The sequence below is a fragment of the Flavobacterium sp. HJSW_4 genome (genome assembly GCF_042436695.1).
Taxonomy (GTDB): Bacteria; Bacteroidota; Bacteroidia; order Flavobacteriales; family Flavobacteriaceae; genus Flavobacterium.
Genome location: NZ_JBHNPP010000001.1, coordinates 41083 through 60335 on the forward strand (window position 1 = coordinate 41083; position 19253 = coordinate 60335).

General features: G+C 33.5%; 20 protein-coding genes. 12 read left to right on the top strand and 8 right to left on the bottom strand.

The window, feature by feature from the left end; genetic code table 11:
* Positions 1-33: 33 nt before the first annotated feature.
* From ACE01P_RS00225 to ACE01P_RS00250, 6 genes are all read left to right on the top strand, one after another.
* Complete coding sequence (locus ACE01P_RS00225; RefSeq protein WP_308068871.1) at positions 34-543, top strand: sigma-70 family RNA polymerase sigma factor; 510 nt, start codon at positions 34-36, stop codon at positions 541-543.
* Positions 530-991 carry a hypothetical protein gene (locus ACE01P_RS00230; protein WP_379692807.1) on the top strand — a complete coding sequence of 154 codons (462 nt, stop codon included), beginning with the start codon at positions 530-532 and terminating at the stop codon, positions 989-991. The genes ACE01P_RS00225 and ACE01P_RS00230 overlap by 14 nt, the downstream gene beginning before the upstream one ends.
* A gap of 20 nt (positions 992-1011) precedes the next feature.
* Positions 1012-1539, top strand: a complete 528-nt coding sequence (locus ACE01P_RS00235) for a DUF4252 domain-containing protein (RefSeq protein ID WP_379692809.1) — start codon at positions 1012-1014, stop codon at positions 1537-1539.
* 2 nt (positions 1540-1541) lie between these two features.
* Positions 1542-2081: a DUF4252 domain-containing protein gene (locus ACE01P_RS00240; RefSeq protein WP_379692811.1), complete on the top strand. Its 540-nt coding sequence runs from the start codon at positions 1542-1544 to the stop codon at positions 2079-2081.
* Between the two features lie 181 nt (positions 2082-2262).
* Positions 2263-2661 (top strand): inner membrane protein YiaA, encoded by a 399-nt coding sequence (yiaA, locus tag ACE01P_RS00245; RefSeq protein WP_379692813.1) that lies wholly within the window; start codon positions 2263-2265, stop codon positions 2659-2661.
* Between the two features lie 163 nt (positions 2662-2824).
* Positions 2825-3352 carry a hypothetical protein gene (locus ACE01P_RS00250; protein WP_379692815.1) on the top strand — a complete coding sequence of 176 codons (528 nt, stop codon included), beginning with the start codon at positions 2825-2827 and terminating at the stop codon, positions 3350-3352.
* A gap of 72 nt (positions 3353-3424) precedes the next feature.
* Here ACE01P_RS00250 and carB read toward each other — a convergent pair whose 3' ends face one another.
* Both carB and rpmH read right to left on the bottom strand, forming a co-directional pair.
* On the bottom strand, positions 3425-6280 hold the full coding sequence (carB, locus tag ACE01P_RS00255; RefSeq protein WP_379692817.1) for a carbamoyl-phosphate synthase large subunit: 2856 nt from the start codon (positions 6278-6280) through the stop codon (positions 3425-3427).
* Between the two features lie 145 nt (positions 6281-6425).
* Positions 6426-6587: a 50S ribosomal protein L34 gene (gene rpmH, locus ACE01P_RS00260; RefSeq protein WP_008464848.1), complete on the bottom strand. Its 162-nt coding sequence runs from the start codon at positions 6585-6587 to the stop codon at positions 6426-6428.
* A 167-nt stretch (positions 6588-6754) separates the two neighbouring features.
* On the opposite strand from rpmH, the gene ACE01P_RS00265 reads away from it, so the two are divergent.
* On the top strand, positions 6755-7270 hold the full coding sequence (locus ACE01P_RS00265) for a DUF2892 domain-containing protein (protein WP_379692819.1): 516 nt from the start codon (positions 6755-6757) through the stop codon (positions 7268-7270).
* 155 nt (positions 7271-7425) lie between these two features.
* On the opposite strand, the gene ACE01P_RS00270 is transcribed toward ACE01P_RS00265, so the two are convergent.
* A complete protein-coding gene (locus tag ACE01P_RS00270; RefSeq protein WP_379692821.1) occupies positions 7426-8085 on the bottom strand; it encodes an alpha/beta hydrolase in 660 nt (219 codons plus the stop codon).
* A 291-nt stretch (positions 8086-8376) separates the two neighbouring features.
* Between ACE01P_RS00270 and ACE01P_RS00275 the strand changes: the two genes are divergently transcribed.
* A complete protein-coding gene (locus tag ACE01P_RS00275; RefSeq protein ID WP_379692823.1) occupies positions 8377-8679 on the top strand; it encodes a GNAT family N-acetyltransferase in 303 nt (100 codons plus the stop codon).
* Here the strand turns inward: ACE01P_RS00275 and ACE01P_RS00280 are convergent.
* From ACE01P_RS00280 to ACE01P_RS00290, 3 genes are all read right to left on the bottom strand, one after another.
* Positions 8676-10106, bottom strand: a complete 1431-nt coding sequence (locus ACE01P_RS00280; RefSeq protein WP_379692825.1) for an anion permease — start codon at positions 10104-10106, stop codon at positions 8676-8678. The genes ACE01P_RS00275 and ACE01P_RS00280 overlap by 4 nt on opposite strands.
* Positions 10107-10127: 21 nt before the next feature.
* Positions 10128-11270, bottom strand: coding sequence for a porin (locus tag ACE01P_RS00285; RefSeq protein WP_379692827.1), 1143 nt, complete (start codon positions 11268-11270; stop codon positions 10128-10130).
* Positions 11271-11521: 251 nt separating this feature from the next.
* Positions 11522-13156: an ABC-F family ATP-binding cassette domain-containing protein gene (locus tag ACE01P_RS00290; protein ID WP_379692829.1), complete on the bottom strand. Its 1635-nt coding sequence runs from the start codon at positions 13154-13156 to the stop codon at positions 11522-11524.
* A gap of 244 nt (positions 13157-13400) precedes the next feature.
* On the opposite strand from ACE01P_RS00290, the gene ACE01P_RS00295 reads away from it, so the two are divergent.
* Positions 13401-13844: a PepSY-like domain-containing protein gene (locus tag ACE01P_RS00295; protein WP_379692831.1), complete on the top strand. Its 444-nt coding sequence runs from the start codon at positions 13401-13403 to the stop codon at positions 13842-13844.
* A 134-nt stretch (positions 13845-13978) separates the two neighbouring features.
* Here ACE01P_RS00295 and ACE01P_RS00300 read toward each other — a convergent pair whose 3' ends face one another.
* Together ACE01P_RS00300 and ACE01P_RS00305 are read right to left on the bottom strand one after the other, a co-directional pair.
* Positions 13979-15154, bottom strand: a complete 1176-nt coding sequence (locus tag ACE01P_RS00300) for a GlmU family protein (RefSeq protein WP_379692833.1) — start codon at positions 15152-15154, stop codon at positions 13979-13981.
* Between the two features lie 160 nt (positions 15155-15314).
* Entirely contained in the window at positions 15315-15569 is a 255-nt protein-coding gene (locus ACE01P_RS00305; RefSeq protein WP_250837252.1) for a type B 50S ribosomal protein L31, read from the bottom strand.
* A gap of 250 nt (positions 15570-15819) precedes the next feature.
* On the opposite strand from ACE01P_RS00305, the gene ACE01P_RS00310 reads away from it, so the two are divergent.
* The 3 genes from ACE01P_RS00310 (at position 15820) to ACE01P_RS00320 (ending at position 19172) form a co-directional block, all read left to right on the top strand.
* Positions 15820-16350: a DUF4199 domain-containing protein gene (locus tag ACE01P_RS00310; protein ID WP_379692835.1), complete on the top strand. Its 531-nt coding sequence runs from the start codon at positions 15820-15822 to the stop codon at positions 16348-16350.
* Positions 16351-16358: 8 nt separating this feature from the next.
* Positions 16359-17315 carry a glycosyltransferase family 2 protein gene (locus tag ACE01P_RS00315; protein ID WP_379692837.1) on the top strand — a complete coding sequence of 319 codons (957 nt, stop codon included), beginning with the start codon at positions 16359-16361 and terminating at the stop codon, positions 17313-17315.
* Positions 17316-17444: 129 nt separating this feature from the next.
* A complete protein-coding gene (locus ACE01P_RS00320) occupies positions 17445-19172 on the top strand; it encodes a phospho-sugar mutase (RefSeq protein WP_379692839.1) in 1728 nt (575 codons plus the stop codon).
* Positions 19173-19253: the final 81 nt, after the last annotated feature.

Sequence of the window (19253 nt, forward strand, 5' to 3'; positions counted from 1 at the left end):
GAATATATAAGCTAACGATTAACCATCAGATTAATGAACCAAGTTGTATTTATAGAATTAATAAATCCTTTTAAAGACAAAGTTTTTCGTCTGGCAAAAAGATTGCTTACAAGTACTGAAGAGGCAGAAGATGCCACTCAGGAAGTAATGGTAAAATTGTGGAACAAAAAAGAGAACCTGCAAAGCTATAATAGCGTAGAAGCATTGGCGATGACGATGACCAAAAATTATTGTCTCGATCAGCTGAAGTCTAAAAGAGCTAGCAATCTGCAAATTGTTCATAATAATTTCACTGATCGGCAGCCACAATTGGATAAAAAACTAGAAGATCAAGATAGCTTAGAGTGGGTTGAAAAAATTATAAATGAAATGCCCGAACAAATGCAATTATTAATTCAGCTTCGGGATGTTGAGCAATATGAATTTGAAGAAATAGCCAAAATCGTAAATATGAACGAAACGGCAATACGAGTAGCGCTTTCGAGAGCGAGAAAAAAAATTAGAGAATCAATGACAAATACACACCTTTATGGAACTAAATAAAATAGAAGATATATTAGAAAAATACTTTCAGGGAGAAACTTCTATTGCCGAAGAAAATCAATTAAAAGAATATTTTTCTTCGCCGAATGTTGCGCAGCATTTGGAGCAATACAAACCAATGTTTGGATATTTCTCTCAAGCAAAAGAACAAAAATCAACGTATGAAATTCCACTACAATCTAAAAAACGTAACGTAGCGTGGTTATCGATTGCGGCATCAGCTGTTGTTTTGCTGGGAATTGGGACCTACTTTTTTATGAGCGAGCAAAAAGAAGCAACTGCTGTGGCTTCTCAAACAGAATTAGGAACCTATGATAATCCCGAAGAAGCTTTAAAAGCAACTCAAAAGGCTTTGGCTTTATTATCAAACAATGTTAATGTAGGTATTGAAAGTGTACAATACATTAACGAATATGAACAATCAAAAAACAAAATTTTTAAACAGTAATTAAACACAAGAAAATAGTCATGAAAAATTTCATTATAACTTTAGTATTCGCATTCGTTACCACAACATTTTACGCACAAGGTGCTTTTGATAAATTTGATGGTCAAGACGATGTGACCTCAGTAATCGTAAATAAAAAAATGTTCGATTTAATGAGCAAAGTAAAAGTTGATGCTTCTGATAAAGAGACACAACAGTATATTGCTCTAATCAAAAAATTAGATTACTTAAAAGTGTTTACCACTAAAAATCCAAAAGTAGAAGCCGATATGAAAGCTACAGCTGATAAGTATATAAAAACTGCTGGCTTAGAAGAATTAATGCGTGTAAATGATAGCGGAAAAAACGTTAGAATAATGGTTAAATCTGGTGCTTCAGACACACAAATAAGAGAATTATTAATGTATGTTGACGGTGCAAAAAACGACGAAACGGTTTTATTATCTTTAACTGGTAACTTCGATTTAAACGAAATCTCAGTATTAACAGATAAAATGCAACTTCCTGGAGGAACAGACTTAAAAAAAGCTTCTAAAGGCAAAAAATAACCATGAGAACAAATATTTTCATCATAGCGCTTATGGCTCTCCTAACTTTAGGAAGCTGTAATTCTGAACCAACACTGCAAAAATATTTTGTTGAGAATTCGGAGAAAAAAGATTTTATAGCATTAGATGTTTCACCAAACATTCTGAATGTTGACAAAGCAAATTTATCAGCCGAACAAAATGAAGCTTTAAATTCGTTTGACAAAATGAATATTCTAGCTTTTAAAGCCGATCAAAACAATCAGGTGCAATTTGAGACAGAAAGAACAAAAGTAAAAGCCATATTAAAAGATCCGAAATATCAGGAATTAATGAAAATTGGTTCTGGCAAAGATGGCGCTTCTGTAAGCTATGTTGGAAGTGATGATAATATTAAAGAGTTTGTCATTTTTGCCAATAGAAAAGAAAACGGCTTTGCTGTAGTTCGAGTTCTTGGCGAAAACATGAATCCGAACAACATTATGACTTTAATGTCTGTTTTACAAAAATCTAAAATAGATATGGAACAGCTAAAACCTCTAGAACAATTACTTAAAAAATAATACAATCTTACTTTTTCAATTAAGAAAGCTCCAATATAAATTGGGGCTTTTTTTATAACATCAACTAAGATTATACTTATTAATTTATTTGCGTTTTCATTTTGCCATTAATCAAATTTAATTACATTTACGAACTGAGATTGCCAAAAAGTCTCACAAATCTAATTTAACCAGAATTAATATGATACAAAAAACATCAAATGCCTTTATTGCGGCATCTTGGGTGGCTCTAGGAGCGGGAACAATCGGATTTATCGTTGGACTAACAAGAGCTGAAATGTTATTAAATGAAAAAGGATACTATTTTACCGTTTTAATGTTCGGTCTATTTGCTGTAGTTTCTTTACAAAAAAGTGTAAGAGATAAACTTGAAAATCTTCCAGTAACAGATATTTATTACGGAATCTGCTGGTTCGGAACCTTACTTTCAATTGTACTTTTGGTTGTTGGTTTATGGAATGCTACAATTCTGCCAAGCGAAAAAGGTTTCTACGCATTTGCTTTTTTATTAGCATTGTTTGGAGCTATTTCAGTTCAAAAAAACACCAGAGACAATATGAATTTTGGTCAAGGCGAATAATTTCAAAAATATATTAATCAAAACTGATTCCACAATTAAAAGCTCCGTTACTGGAGCTTTTAGTTTTAATAGCAATCTGAAAAAAAAATAGACAGTACCTTAAAATCACGAATTAATAAAAAAATATTTACATTTACTCTCCGTCAAACCTAAAACAAAAAGAATGAGAACACCAAAAACCATATTGATCTTCTTATTATTAATTTTAAACAGCTGCACAAGTGACAATGCAGAGCCTACCAAACATGATCCTGGATATGCAATGACCGCAACTATTGATGGAACAGAATGGGAAATGAACAATCCATTCAATTCTAATACGGCTACAAAATCTTTATTCACTTATTATCCAACAACAGAATTCATACAATTACAAGGAAGAAAAGGATTAAACGAAATTGTGCTTTTAATCAAAAGAAGCGACCTTAAAAAAGGCGAAATTCCAATAGGATTGGCCACATACGACGCATCAAAAACTCAGATCGAAATGTATTACACTACTAAAGAAACTCCTCAGTATGTAGTCGAAGGTCTTTTAGCCATAAATGACATTGATGTAAATGCAAAAATTGTAGCAGGAACATTTTCATTTAACTGTGCCGCTGAAAACAAACCAATAAGCACCTCTAATCCTGTCACAACAAAAGTTACCTATGGAATATTTAACTATAAATATGATGCTGTCAATTAGTAACATTAGATCTAAAACCAAAAAAGCTCCAATTTTCATTGGAGCTTTTCTTTTATATTTAAATATCTGAGATTATTTACTCAAATACATTTTTCTTCTAGAGTACAATTCGTAGAATTGATCGTCTTTTAAATCATCAATAAACAAGATGCTTTCTCCTGTAGACTTCATTTCTGGCCCTAATGCTTTGTTTACATTCGGGAATTTGCTGAAAGAGAAAACCGGTTGTTTGATTGCAAATCCGTTTAATTGTGGGTTGAAATCAAAATCTGTTACTTTATTGTGTCCTAACATTACTTTTGTAGCGTAGTTTACATAAGGTTCTCCGTAAGCTTTTGCAATGAACGGAACCGTTCTAGAAGCTCTTGGGTTTGCCTCGATAATGTAAACTGTATCATCTTTAATTGCAAACTGGATGTTGATCAATCCAACTGTTTTTAAAGCTCTAGCAATTTTATGCGTATGATCTTTAATTTGCTGCATTACAAATTCTCCTAAGTTGAAAGGAGGTAATGTTGCGTTACTATCTCCAGAGTGAACTCCACAAGGCTCGATGTGCTCCATAATTCCGATGATATAAACATTTCCATCAGCGTCACAGATTGCATCAGCTTCAGCTTCGATTGCTCCAGCTAAGTAGTGATCTAGTAATAATTTGTTTCCTGGAATTGCTTTCAACAAATCGATAACGTGCTCTTCAAGCTCTTTTTTGTTGATTACAATTTTCATTCCCTGACCTCCTAATACATAAGAAGGACGAATTAAAAGTGGGAAATCTAAAGTATCAGCTAATTTTGAAGCTTCATCAGCCGTTTCAGCGATTCCAAATCTTGGGAAAGGAATATGTAATTCAGTCAACAAGTCAGAGAAACGCCCTCTGTCTTCTGCTAAATCAAGAGCATCAAAACTAGTTCCGATGATTTTCACTCCGTATTTAGAAAGTTTGTCAGCTAATTTAAGCGCTGTTTGTCCTCCTAATTGAACAATTACACCTTCTGGTTTTTCGTGTTGGATGATATCATAAATATGCTCCCAGAAAACTGGCTCGAAGTATAATTTATCAGCAGTATCAAAATCTGTAGAAACCGTTTCAGGATTACAGTTAATCATGATCGTTTCATAACCGCATTCTTTAGCTGCTAAAACTCCGTGTACACAAGAGTAATCAAACTCGATTCCTTGCCCAATTCTGTTTGGTCCAGAACCTAAAACAATCACTTTCTTTTTATCTGTTACGATACTTTCGTTGTCAACAAAACGCTCTCCGTTTGCTTTTTCAATATCAGCCTCAAAAGTTGAGTAGTAATATGGAGTCAATGCTTTAAACTCAGCCGCACAAGTATCAACCAATTTAAACACACGGTTGATTTTTTGTTCCATACGCAAAGTGTGAACTTCACTTTCTAAACAATTCATCATGTGAGCCAACTGTCTGTCAGCAAAACCTTTTTGTTTCGCTTCAAGCAATAATTCTTTTGGAAGATCAGAAACTTTGTAGTTCGAGATTTCTTTCTCTAAAATATAAAGCTCCTCATATTGTTTCAAGAACCACATGTCGATTCTTGTAATTTCGTGAATTGTGCTCAACGGAATTCCCATTGCAATTGCATCGTAAATTACGAAAACACGATCCCAACTTGCGTAAGTCAGTTTATCAATGATTAATTCGTAATCTTTATATCCTTTTCCGTCTGCACCTAAACCATTTCTCTTAATTTCAAGAGATTGAGTTGCTTTATGAAGTGCTTCTTGGAAAGAACGTCCGATTCCCATAACCTCACCTACAGATTTCATCTGAAGACCTAAAGTTCTGTCTGAACCTTCAAATTTATCGAAGTTCCAACGTGGTATTTTTACGATTACATAATCTAAAGTTGGTTCGAAAAGAGCCGAAGTAGATTTTGTAATTTGATTTTGTAATTCATCTAAATTGTATCCTAAAGCTAGTTTAGAAGCAATTTTTGCAATTGGATATCCAGTTGCTTTTGATGCTAAAGCAGAAGAACGAGAAACACGAGGGTTGATTTCGATTGCTACGATATCTTCTTTTTCGTCTGGCGAAACTGCGAATTGTACGTTACATCCTCCAGCAAAATTTCCGATACTTCTCATCATTAAGATAGCGTAGTCACGTAATTTTTGGAAAGTCGTATCTGATAATGTCATCGCCGGTGCTACTGTAATCGAATCTCCAGTATGGATTCCCATTGGGTCCATGTTTTCGATTGAACAGATAATTACAACGTTGTCATTTTTATCTCTTAAAAGCTCTAACTCGTACTCTTTCCATCCCATTAAAGCTTTATCAATTAAAACTTCGTGAATTGGAGAAGCTTCAAGTCCGCGAGTTAAAAGCTCATCAAAATCTTCTTTTTTATAAACCACAGCTGCTCCAGTTCCTCCAAGTGTAAACGAAGGACGAATTACAAGCGGGAAACCAAACTCTTGAGCAATTTCTTTACCTTCTAAGTAAGAAGTAGCTGTTTTTGCTGGTGCAGTTGGTACATTAATTTTTTCTAAAAGCTGTTTAAACTGCTCTCTATCTTCAGTAATATTAATTGCATTTACGTCAACACCGATTAATCTTACTCCGAAATCCTGCCAGATTCCTTTTTCTTCAGCTTCCAAACACAAGTTCAAAGCAGTTTGCCCTCCCATTGTTGGTAAAACAGCGTCAATTTGTGGATGTTCCTTAAGAATTTCAATAATCGATTTTGTCGTTAAAGGTTTCAAATAAACATGATCGGCCATAGATGGGTCGGTCATAATTGTCGCTGGATTCGAGTTAATCAAGATAACCTCAATTCCTTCTTCACGAATCGAACGAGCAGATTGAGATCCTGCATAATCGAATTCGCAAGCTTGGCCAATAACAATAGGTCCTGAACCTATAATTAAAACTGATTTTATTGATGTGTCTTTAGGCATTTTGTATGTATTGTGTAGTTATTTAAGATTTTAAAAAACTGTTCTAGTGCGTTTAAAACTAGAAAGTTGAGAAAATTTTTACCGACAAGGTATAAAAAAAGGCGATACTAAAAAAGTAATCGCCTTATGTATGTTTATACAAACATTATTTTTTGTGTCTAGGCTCGCTAGAAACAGTTAATTTATGTCTTCCTTTTGCTCTTCTACGCGCTAGAACTTTTCTTCCATTCGCAGAAGCCATTCTGTCCATAAATCCGTGCTTATTTCTTCTTTTTCTTTTCGATGGTTGAAATGTTCTTTTGCTCATTGCTTTGTATCTTTAAAAATGGTATCTATTAACTCTTTTTTGGTTTTGGATATCGTTGTTCAAAAACCGAGTGCAAATATACAAAGACTTTTTTTTCTCGCAAGCACTTTTATAAAAATATTTTTAATTCCTTTTACTATATTTGCAATCACAAATTTACATTAATTATGTTTCACAAAAATATTAAACTGATTTTGGCCGGACTTCTAGTAGTGGCGGGCATTTGGCAATTTACAGAAAGTAATATCGGAAATGGTATATTTTTGATTTTATTGACTGCGATTCCAATTTTTCTTTATTTTAAAAACGAATTTATCCTTTTAGCTTTCCTTAAATTAAGAAAACAAGACTTTGTTGGAGCTAATAAATGGTTATCATATATCAAAAATCCAGAAGGCGCATTAGTAAGAAAACAACAAGGATACTTAAATTACTTACAAGGTATCATGTTATCTCAAACAAATATCAACCAAGCAGAGAAGCATTTCAAAAAAGCAATCGAACTTGGATTATCAATGGATATGGATTTAGCTGTAGCTAAATTAAACCTTGCAGGAGTTGCAATGTCACGCAGAAGAAAACTTGAAGCGACTAATTTATTAAATGAAGCTAAGAAATTAGACAAGCAAGGAATGCTGAAAGAGCAAATCACTATGATGAAAGAACAAATGAAGAAAATCTAAACGATTTTTAATTTTCAATTTTTAAAATCCCAAATTCCACAAGAATTTGGGATTTTTTATTTGTGTTTTTTTTCATTCCGAGGAACGAGAAATAAAAACTAAGCGGTTAAACTTTGACAAAGGTCAAAAACTTGGAATTTGGAATTTAAATCTTTTTAGTCTTCCAATATAATAGAAGGCAGATTTTCATTCAGCCATTTATACTTATTTAAGATCATAATATGTGTTCCTCCTTTCACTATAATACACTTATCAATATACTTTATAGGAAAAACATCGTCGTGATCTCCGTGAATGTGCACTACATTTTCATCGATTTTATTGCGATCCCACAGAATTACACTTTCTACTGCCCATTGCAGATAACCTAAATCACGAACAGATAAAAATTTCTCGTACAATTTGATTCTCTTATTGACTTTTTCACCAAAAGAAAATTTAGCTAATTTTTCAACATTAAGAATTAATTGCATCGGAATTAATTTGTAGGCTTTTGTGGTCTTCCCTATCTTCATTCTTCTAGGAAATTCCAAATTACTTCGAACACTCGAAATAATAATTACTTTTCTAGCTTTTATATGTTTAGAAATTTCCTGCACTAGGATTCCGCCAAAAGAAACTCCGACCAAAACAGGATTTTCGTCTTTTATCTTTTTACTAATTCGAAGTGCATAATCTGACAAAGATTCTTTTGGATTTGGAATTTCCCATTCTAAAAGATGCATTTCAAAAATATCTTCATCCAATTTTATTCTTTCAAAAATAGATGAACTCGCAGCCAAACCTGGCATAAAATAAACTGGAATTTTACTCATAACATTAAAATGAAATTACCATTAGGGTATTTATTCTAAAAAATAAAGTTACTTTTTTTAATATCATGACAATCAAATTTCAGACCTATTTTACAGCGATTCCAAAAAAATTGAACTTCGAAACAATAACTTAAAGTTTATAGCTACAAAAAATAATTTAATATTGAAAATCAAATGATTACCTTTGCAATTCGAAATATTTTTTGAATTTAAAACTTATAAAGAATTTTCTTTCAATAAAATTTCGGATCCCAAATTCACTATTTACCAATAACCTAACAAGAAATTACTATGGAAACTTCTGTAACTATGGAAATCAAAGACAACACATTTGCACGCCAATTCGAAACTGTCATCCCTGAAGGTATGTTAGCAGTTGAGTACTCATTTCAAGAAAAAAAGATCTTTTTAACCAAAATCAACAAGCCAGATTCATACGAGAACGAAGATGCAATTAACACTTTACTTAAAAATATACTAGATTTAAGTTCTGAAAAAAATTACAGAGTAGTTCCTATCCATCCAAAGATTGTTACATTTTTCAAAAAAAATCCTAGATATAAAGAATTGCTTCCTCCTGGAATTAGAATCTAAAAATATCCAATAACTCGGAGCCATAATCCTCCGATTACCATATAAATTAAGAGCATAACCAAACCGGTTATAAGCCCTTTGACCCAACAGCTCTTTAGGTCAACGTAGCCGCTCCCGAAAAACACGGGTGCCGGACCATGACCATAATGAGTTAAAGTTCCGTAAAGAGATCCGATAAAACCAAGCATGAATGCTAACAATAACCCCGGAATCCCGAGCGAAACTCCAACACCAAGCAAGGCTGCGTACATTGCTGCAACGTGCGCAGTTGCACTTGCAAAAAGATAATGACTAAAGAAATACACCAATATAATAATCGGAAAAGCCATCTGCCAGCTTAATCCGCCGATTTGCGCTTTTACTAAATCGCTGAACCACGCTATAAAACCTAATTCGTTTAACGAACTGGCCATCATTACCAAAACAGAAAACCAGACAATTGTATCCCAAGCACCTTTTTCAGCTTTCACATCTTCCCACGTTAAAACTGAAGTCAAAAGTAGAATCACTAATCCGATAAAAGCGGTTGTTGTAGCATCAATAGAAAGCAAATCTCCTGTCATCCAAAGAAAAAGAAGAATAAAAAATGTCAACAGCATCATCCATTCGTTTCTTGTAATGGCGCCCATTTCTTTTAATTTCTGCATGGCAAGCTGTGGAGCATCACCCGTTTTCTTTAATTCTGGCGGATAAATTTTATAAAGCACAAACGGAATCACAAAAAACGCGCACAAACCCGGAACAATCGCCGCCGCCGCCCAAGACATCCAACTAATTTTTATTCCTAAATTAAGTGCAAACTTTTGGCACATCGGGTTACTTGCCGTACCTGTTAAAAACATAGAAGAGGCAATCAAATTCATATTATAACTATTCAAAGTCAAATATGCACCTAATTTTCTATGTGTTTCAGGCTTATCAGGCATTGAACCAAAACTCATCGACATAGATTTCATGATCGGATAAACGATCCCTCCTCCTCTAGCCGTATTACTTGGCACAGCTGGCGCTAAAACCAAATCTGCCAATCCTAAACCATAAGCCAATCCTAGAGAACTTTTTCCGAATATTTTTATGAACAAAAAAGCAATTCTGTTTCCAAGACCCGTTTTTATAAATCCCCTTGCTATGAAAAACGAAATTCCGATCAGCCAGATTACTTTATCACCAAATCCTTTTAATGCCAATGTGATCGATTTTCCAGGATCTCCCGGAGCCAAAACCTGAGACATTGCCGTTAAAGCAATTGCAATCATACACATAGTTCCCATCGGAGCTGCTTTTAAGATGATTCCCAAAATAGTAGCTACGAAAATGGCAAACAAATGCCATGCTTCTGTCACAACGCCTTCTGGAGCAGGAATAAACCAAATGGCAACTAAAACTGCCAGCGTAATTAGAGTCTGAGGAATTTTTACTTCTTTCATAAAAAACAAAAATTAAGTGAATTAAATTCTAAGCTGTAACTGAATTAAAAACAGGTTATCGTTATAGGTTGACGTATCTGGAATACTTCTATCGAATCTGTCAATTTCAAATCCCATTTCGATACGGCCTGTATACGATTTTCCAAATTCTAAACTGATCATTGGCGTGTAAGTAGTACGAACATTTGAATCGACCTTATAACTTGGGTCGAAAGTTTCGTAACGACAAGAAATTTCAAGTGCCGTGAGTTTATTATAATTTACTACATATCTAAAGTTTGGCAGAAAATATATGCCTCGCATTTGATAATCTGCAACATTATCTGTACGGTTAGCAACTGGCAAAGAGTAATATAAATTATGATTTGTTCCTTGTTTATATTCTATCTGCAAATCGAAACTAAGTTTATCAGTTATTTTAAAATCGCTGGTAATATCAGCTCCAATAGCAAAAACATCTTCTTTAAAAACCTTACCAAAACCTCCGTTTAAACCCAGATTAATTTTATGTTCTTTTGACAAACCAAAAACCCATCTTGACGAAAATTGTTTTCCGTTATCTTTATCCATTTCTGCATTTTTCCCATTTCCATTTAAAACAGAAACAGCATAATTTACTGGAATCTTTCCAAGGTCAAAAGCTCCTGTTGCTGACGCTCCAATCTGAAAACTCGTCCATCCGTTTTTTCCAAATTCATAATACTGATTTGAAAAATCAAAAGACTTAATAATATCTACCGGAACAAGCTCTTCAATACCAAATGCCGGACGAAATTGTCCTCCTGTTAAGGCTATGTATTTATTAAAAGTATACTTCCCGTAAGCGTTTTCAAGAACTTTCCCTTTTGGATCAGATTTAAAATCAGCTAAATTGACTAGAATTACAATTTCTGTAGTCTCGCTTAACTTCGTATTTAAACCGACACGCATTCTTTTTATATCAAAAGAACTTTGAACTGCATCTCCTGTCGAATGATGTGTTCCTAAAACATCTACATTATCTCCAAAGCTTTCTAGATATCTTGCTTGAAGAAGACCTTTTAATTGAAATTGTGGATATTTTACTTCTTCAATTTCTTTTTTATCAGTATCAGCTCCTTGATTCAAATCACCTTGGGCGTGTAAAAAAGTTGGCGTTATAAAAAAGAGAAAAAAAATTGGCATTAGTAGACTTTTACTCATAGGCTCAAAATAAATGAAACAGTAATGCTTATACAGCAATTTATAAATCAGCTCTTTATTCTTAAGATCAAAAAGTTAACTACTGATAGTCAACGCGAAATGGGAGTACTAAAATAACAAAAAAAGACATTTATTGTAAAAAAAATTGCATTAAAATAATGTTATAAATATTGCAATAAAAAAAGGGCGTAAGAATTAAACTTACGCCCTTTTAAAATTTATAGTGAAAAATATTATTTCTCGATCTCTCTCATAGAATCCATTTTCTTGTGCGCTAAGAAACCAGCCACATCTTCAAAATGTTCTTTTACTCTTTTGTTTCCGAATTCAAAAACTTTAGTTGCTAATCCGTCAAGGAAATCACGGTCGTGAGAAACTAAGATTAAAGTTCCATCAAAATCTCTCAATGCATCTTTAATAATGTCTTTTGTTTTCATATCTAAGTGATTCGAAGGCTCATCCAGAATTAACAAGTTAACTGGCTCCAACAATAATTTAATCATTGCCAAACGTGTTTTTTCTCCTCCAGAAAGCACTTTTACTTTCTTAGTAATATCATCACCTTGAAACATGAAAGCTCCCAAGATATTTTTGATTTGAGTTCTAATGTCTCCAACCGCTATACTATCAATAGTTTCAAAAATTGTAGCATTTTCATCTAACAATGCCGCTTGATTTTGAGCAAAATATCCAATTTGTGCATTATGACCGATTTCAACGCTTCCTGAGTCAACGCCGATTTCTTTCATAATTGCTTTAATCATGGTTGATTTTCCTTCACCATTTTTCCCAACAAAAGCCACTTTTTGTCCACGCTCGATTACAATGTTTGCATCTTTAAAAACCACATGATCTCCGTAAGCTTTAGACATTTCTTTCACAATAACAGGATATTGTCCAGAACGCGCAGCAGGCGGGAATTTTAAACGTAATGCAGAAGTATCTACTTCATCAACTTGAACGATTTCTAATTTTTCCAACATTTTCACACGAGACTGAACAGCGTCTGTTTTAGAGAATGTTCCTTTAAAACGATCAATAAAAGCACGATTTTCCGCAATCATTTTTTGCTGCTCATCGTATGCTTTTTGTTGGTGAATTCTACGATCTTTTCTTAATTCTAAATAATGAGTATATTTTGCTTTGTAATCGTAAATTCTTCCCATTGTCACTTCGATAGTTCTGTTTGTAATATTATCTACAAACGCTCTATCGTGCGAAATTACCACTACCGCTTTAGCTTGATTTAGCAAAAACTCCTCTAACCATTGAATACTTTCAATATCCATGTGGTTCGTTGGCTCATCTAGCAAGATCAAATCTGGTTTTCTTAATAGAATTTTAGCCAATTCAATACGCATTCTCCATCCTCCAGAAAATTCAGAAGTCTGACGTGTAAAATCTTCTCTTTCGAAACCTAAACCAACTAAAATTTTCTCTACTTCTGCTTCGTAGTTAACTTCTTCAATTGCATAAAATTTCTCGCTTAAGTCAGAAACTCTTTCGATCAATTTCATGTATTCGTCACTTTCATAATCAGTACGAACTGTCAATTGCTCATTGATATTGTCAATTTCAGCTTTCATTGTAAAAATCTCGCTGAAAGCTTTTGACGCCTCTTCCATAACGGTTGCTCCGTCTTCAGTAAGCAAATGCTGTGGCAAGTAAGCAATTACAGCTTCTTTTGGAGCAGAAATACTTCCTGTAGAAGGTTTGTTTACACCAGCAATTATCTTTAAAAGTGTCGATTTTCCCGCACCATTTTTACCCATAAGGGCAATTTTATCATTTTCATTAATAGCAAAAGAAACATCGCTAAAAAGTGTAGTTCCGCCAAACTGAACCGAAATATCGTTAACTGTAATCATTTGTCTTTGTTAATTTGTTTAATCGGTTAATCGTTTATCTGACTACCCCATTTTTTTCGTGCTGCAAAGATAGATTAATTAGATAATTAGGCAATTTGAAAATTAGATAATTTTGAAAATGTGTATATTAGATAATTTACTAATTAATAATACGTTAATTCTAAATAAATAAAAACCTAAATGGTTTTTAACATTTGAAAATTTTAATCTTAACTTGTACTATAATTTTAAAAATCAGCAAAATATGAGAACGAAATTAAAACTGACCGTTTACTTAATTGCAGGGTTGCTATTTGGACTTTCTGCAAATGCGCAAAAAACCGTAATTAAAAAAGAAGCTTTACCCGCAAATGCGCAAGCTTTTTTAAAAACACATTTCGGATCGAAAAAACCGAGCTACATATTACAAGACAAAGACATTCTTTCTACAGAATACAAAGTAAAATTTAACAATGAGATCGAAATCGAATTTGACAAAAAAGGAAACTGGAAAGAAGTTGATGGAAAAAGTAACAACATTCCAAAATCTATAGTTCCTAAAAAAATCGCTTCTTACATAAAAGAAAATTTCCCAAAAGAAAAAGTAACCAAAATCGAAATCGAAAGTTCTGGCTATGAAACGAAACTTACTAACGGTCTAGAATTGAAATTCAACTTAAAAGAAGATTTTATTAAAATTGACAAATAAAAAAATGTGTCAATTTGATAATGTGCCAATTAGAAAATTCTCAATACTTTAAAACAAAACCCGACAGGTTTTTGAAATCTGTCGGGTTTGGAAAAATTATCTAATTGACTAATTTTCTAATTATCTCATTAAAATTAATCCTTTCTCCATTTTTTAGTTTCTTCGAAGACATGCTCTAATATCGCCTGTTCAGTTTCATCAAAATCGATATTTCTTCTTGACAAAACCAATCGAGCAGTTTCAAAAGCTTTTTTAGTTACGTAAGTTGTAAATCCTGCAGCACCTCCCCAAGAAAAACTCGGAACAAAATTACGAGGAAAACCAGAACCAAAAATATTAGCACTTACACCAACAACAGTTCCTGTATTGAACATCGTATTGATTCCGCATTTACTGTGATCTCCCATCATTAAACCACAAAACTGAAGTCCGGTTTTAGCAAAACCTTCTGTTTCGTAGCTCCATAATTTCACTTCTTCGTAATTGTTTTTTAGGTTTGAATTATTAGAATCTGCACCGATATTGCACCATTCTCCTAAAACAGAATCTCCTAAAAATCCTTCGTGTCCTTTGTTTGAATTAGCAAAAAGAACTGAGTTCTTCACCTCTCCGCCTATTCTAGATCCAGGCCCAACAGTTGTTGCACCGTAAACTTTAGCCGACATTTTTACCATTGCATTTTCGCATAAAGCGAATGGCCCGCGAATTACAGTTCCTTCCATAATTTCGGAATTCTTACCTATATATATAGGTCCGTTGGATGCGTTTAAAGTTACGAACTCTAATTTTGCTCCTTCTTCGATAAAAATATTTTCAGGCGCTATTACATTAACGCTTTTAGGAATTGGCTGTGAAGTGCGATCTTCTGTCAAGTATTTAAAATCCTGACGAATTGCAGCATCGTTTTTAGAAAAAATATCCCAAGTATGTTCAATAGTAATACAATCTTCGTTGTATGGAATAATTTCGTAAGAATCAAAATCGACTTCTTCCTGATTTTCGCTTGCAAAAAATGCAATTACATCTTCGCCTTTAAAGATTGCTTGATTTTCTGATAAATTAGAAACCATCTCTGCAAGAGTATCATTTGGCAAATACGCTGCATTGATCATTACGTTTTCTTCCATTTCAACCATTGGGAATTTCTCCGATAAATATTCCTCAGTAATGGTAGTGATAGTCGAACCTAAATATTTTTCCCATTTCTGACGAATGGTCATAATTCCGACTAAAATATCAGCTACGGGTCTAGTAAAAGTAAAGGGTAATAAAGCATTCCGAACGGGGCCGTCGAAAAGAATGTAGTTCATAAATAATTGAGTGTTTATTAAAAATTAGTTTGGTTACCTGGTTCAAAGTTACAAATAATTTACTGTTTTAATTAAAAACCACATTAACGAAAAGTAATATTTCACCCATAAAAAAAGCCTTCCAGAGTATGGAAGGCTTTTGTATAATGTAAAACAGCTATTATTTTTTAGCGTGTTTAGCGTATTTAGTTTTGAATTTATCAATACGTCCTGCAGTATCGATAAGTTTAGATTTACCAGTATAAAAAGGGTGAGATGTTCTAGAAATCTCCATTTTTACAACTGGATACTCAACTCCGTCAACTTCAATTGTTTCTCTTGTATCTGCAGTAGATTTAGTGATAAAAACGTCATCATTAGACATGTCTTTAAATGCAACTAATCTGTAATTTTCTGGGTGAACTCCTTTTTTCATCTTTTCTTTTTATTTTATTGTTATAGAGCACTTTTATTTTGAAGCTTTTTCATGGTTAGAAAAAGGTATAAACAAGCAATACTCTTTTTTGTTTAAAAATTTAATTATTTTTGAGTGTGCAAATTTACAATTCTTTTTTAATAAACAAACAGTTAGCCTACTTTTTTTTAGTTTATTTCGAAAAGCTTTTTTTATATTCGATTATAGTGGGAATTACTATATTTGTGGATTAATTTTAAACCTATCAAATATGATTAATGAAGTTATAAAAAAGAATGGCGTTACGTATGGTGTAATGATCGGAATTGCATCGGCTTTGGTTACCGCTACAATCTATGCTGTTGATTTAAACTTATTTACAGCTTGGTGGATGGGAATACTAGGAATCGTAATAAGCCTTACAATTAGTATTATTTTACTTTCTAAAACTAAGAAAGAATTAAATGGCGTTTTTCCTTTCAAAGATGCTTTTACTACTTATTTTATAGCCGCAGTAATCGGTATTTTAATATCTACAACTTTTAACATCGTATTATTTAACGTAGTTGATCCAGGTGCAAAAGATACTTTAAGCGAAATTATGATCAAATATACTGTTGGTATGATGCAGAAATTTGGCACACCAGCATCGGCAATTAACGAAGCTGTCGCTAAAATGAAAGAAAGCAACCCATACTCTACTTTTGAACTATTAAAAGGATCAATTTTTGCTATGGTTGTCAGCGCAATTTTCGGATTAATTTTCGCAGCATTTTTTAAAAGCAAATCTACACAAGAATAAAAATATAAATGAATTTATCTATACTTATACCGCTTCTAAACGAGGAGGAATCACTTAAAGAACTCTATACTTGGATCATTAAAGTGATGCAGTCTAACAATTACTCTTATGAAATCATTTTTGTAGATGATGGTAGTACAGATAATTCTTGGCAGATTATTGAAGGCTTTTCTAACGAAAACCCAAATGTAAAAGGGATTCGTTTCATGAAAAACTTCGGAAAATCTCAAGCTTTGCATGCTGGTTTTGCAAAAGCAAAAGGTGATGTTATTATTACTATGGATGCTGACTTGCAAGACAGTCCAGACGAAATTCCTGAATTGTACGAAATGATTACAGCTCAGAAATTCGATTTGGTCTCTGGCTGGAAAAAGAAACGTTACGATTCTGTTGTAGCAAAAAATCTTCCTTCAAAATTATTTAACTGGGCGGCTAGAAAAACTTCTGGCGTTGAGCTAAACGATTTTAACTGCGGATTGAAAGCCTACAAAAATGTCGTAGTAAAAAACATCGAAGTTTCTGGTGAAATGCACCGCTATATTCCTGTTTTGGCTAAAAATGCCGGATTCGGAAAAATTGGCGAGAAAGTAGTAATTCACCAAGCTAGAAAATATGGTGAAACTAAATTCGGAATGGAGCGTTTCATAAACGGTTTCCTAGATTTGATTACGATTTGGTTCTTATCAAGATTCGGAAAAAGACCTATGCACTTATTCGGCGCTATGGGATCTTTAATGTTTATCATCGGATTTTTATCTGCAGGATATATTGGTGTTTCTAAACTATACCATATGTATACTGGAATGAAATATACTTTAGTTACAAACAATCCATGGTTTTATATTGCTTTAACTACTATGATTCTTGGTACTCAATTATTTTTAGCAGGTTTCTTAGGTGAAATTATTCTAAGAACTAAAAGCAATGAAGCACGTTACAAAGTAGCCCGAGAGGTTAATTTTTAACGAAAAGCCCTAGCCCTGATGGGAACGGCATCCTTTTGTGGTGGGGTTCACCACAAAAGATATAGTGTACAGCAGGATTAGCTCCTGAAAAAAAACTTATCTTTAATTAAAACTTTAAAAAGACATTACATGAATATCGCACCAAATATATTAGATGCTGTAAACGAATGGTTAACACCAACGTTTGATCAAGAAACGCAAGCTGCTGTTAAGGAATTAATGACAACTTCTCCAAAAGAACTAGAAGAGAGTTTTTACAAAAACTTAGAGTTTGGGACTGGTGGAATGCGCGGTGTTATGGGTATCGGAAACAACCGAATCAACAAATATACGCTTGGAAAAAATACTCAGGGATTATCTGATTATATGCATAAAGTTTTTCCAAACGAGCCTTTAAAAGTTGCTATTGCTTACGATTGCCGTCATAATAGTAATACTTTGGCAAAAGTGGTTGCTGATGTTTTCTCTGCAAACGGAATCCAAGTTTATTTGTTTTCTGATTTAAGACCAACTCCAGAATTATCTTTTGCTCTTAAATATTTAAAATGTCAGTGCGGAATTGTGTTAACAGCTTCTCACAATCCACCAGAATATAACGGTTACAAAGTATATTGGCAAGATGGCGGACAGATTGTTCCTCCGCAAGACAAAGAAATTGTCAATGAAATTGAAAGCTTAAGCTATGACAAAATCAAATTCAACGCAAACGAAGATTTGATTCAATACATTGATACAGAAATAGACAAAGCTTTTATAAAATCGTCTATTGAAAACGCAAGTTTTAACACTCCGGCTGAAGCCAAAGACGATCTTCATATTGTTTTTACTTCATTGCACGGAACTTCTATAAAATCAATTCCAGATACTTTATCGCAAGCTGGATACAAAAATGTTCATATTGTTCCAGAACAAGCTGTTCCAGACGGAAATTTCCCAACAGTAAAATCTCCGAACCCAGAAGAACCAGAGGCTTTAACAATGGCTTTGGCTTTGGCAGACAAAACAAATTCTGACATTGTAGTGGGAACAGATCCTGACTGCGACCGTTTAGGAGTTGCTGTTCGTAATAACGATGGCAAAATGATTTTATTGAACGGAAACCAGACTATGGTTTTAATGACTTCTTTCCTTTTGAAACAATGGAAAAAAGCTGGTAAATTGAACGGAAAACAATTCGTTGGTTCAACAATCGTTTCAACTCCAATGATGATGGAATTAGCGACAAGCTATGGTGTTGAGTGCAAAGTTGGTTTGACTGGTTTCAAATGGATCGCAAAAATGATCAAAGATTTTCCTGAACTTGAATTTATCGGTGGTGGTGAAGAAAGTTTCGGATTTATGGTCGGAGACGCTGTTAGAGACAAAGATGCTGTTGCAGCTACTTTATTAATTTGTGAAGTTGCCGCTCAAGCGAAAGCTGCCGGAAGCTCTGTTTATAAAGAACTTTTACAGCTTTATGTTGAAAATGGTTTTTACAAAGAATTCTTAGTTTCATTGACTAAAAAAGGAATGGAAGGCTTACAAGAAATCAACCAGATGATGATTGATTTACGTGAGAATCCTCTAAAAGAAGTTAACGGACAAAGAGTTATTATGGTTGAAGATTACCAGTCGTCTACTGCTTTAAACTTATTAGACGGATCAGAATCAACAATGGATATTCCGAAATCGAATGTATTGATTTATTACACAGAAGACGGATCAAAAATTTGTGCAAGACCTAGTGGAACTGAGCCTAAAATTAAATTCTACATCAGTGTAAATGCTGAAATCGAATCGGTTTTAGATTTTGAGGAAGCTGAGAAATTCTTAGACAGCAAAATACAAAACATCATTGCAGACATGCAATTGAACTAAATCTGTATTTTTCAATAATATATTTTTGCACATTGCGTACAAAACTAACAAGTTAGACATCTTCACTCTGATTTACAATCT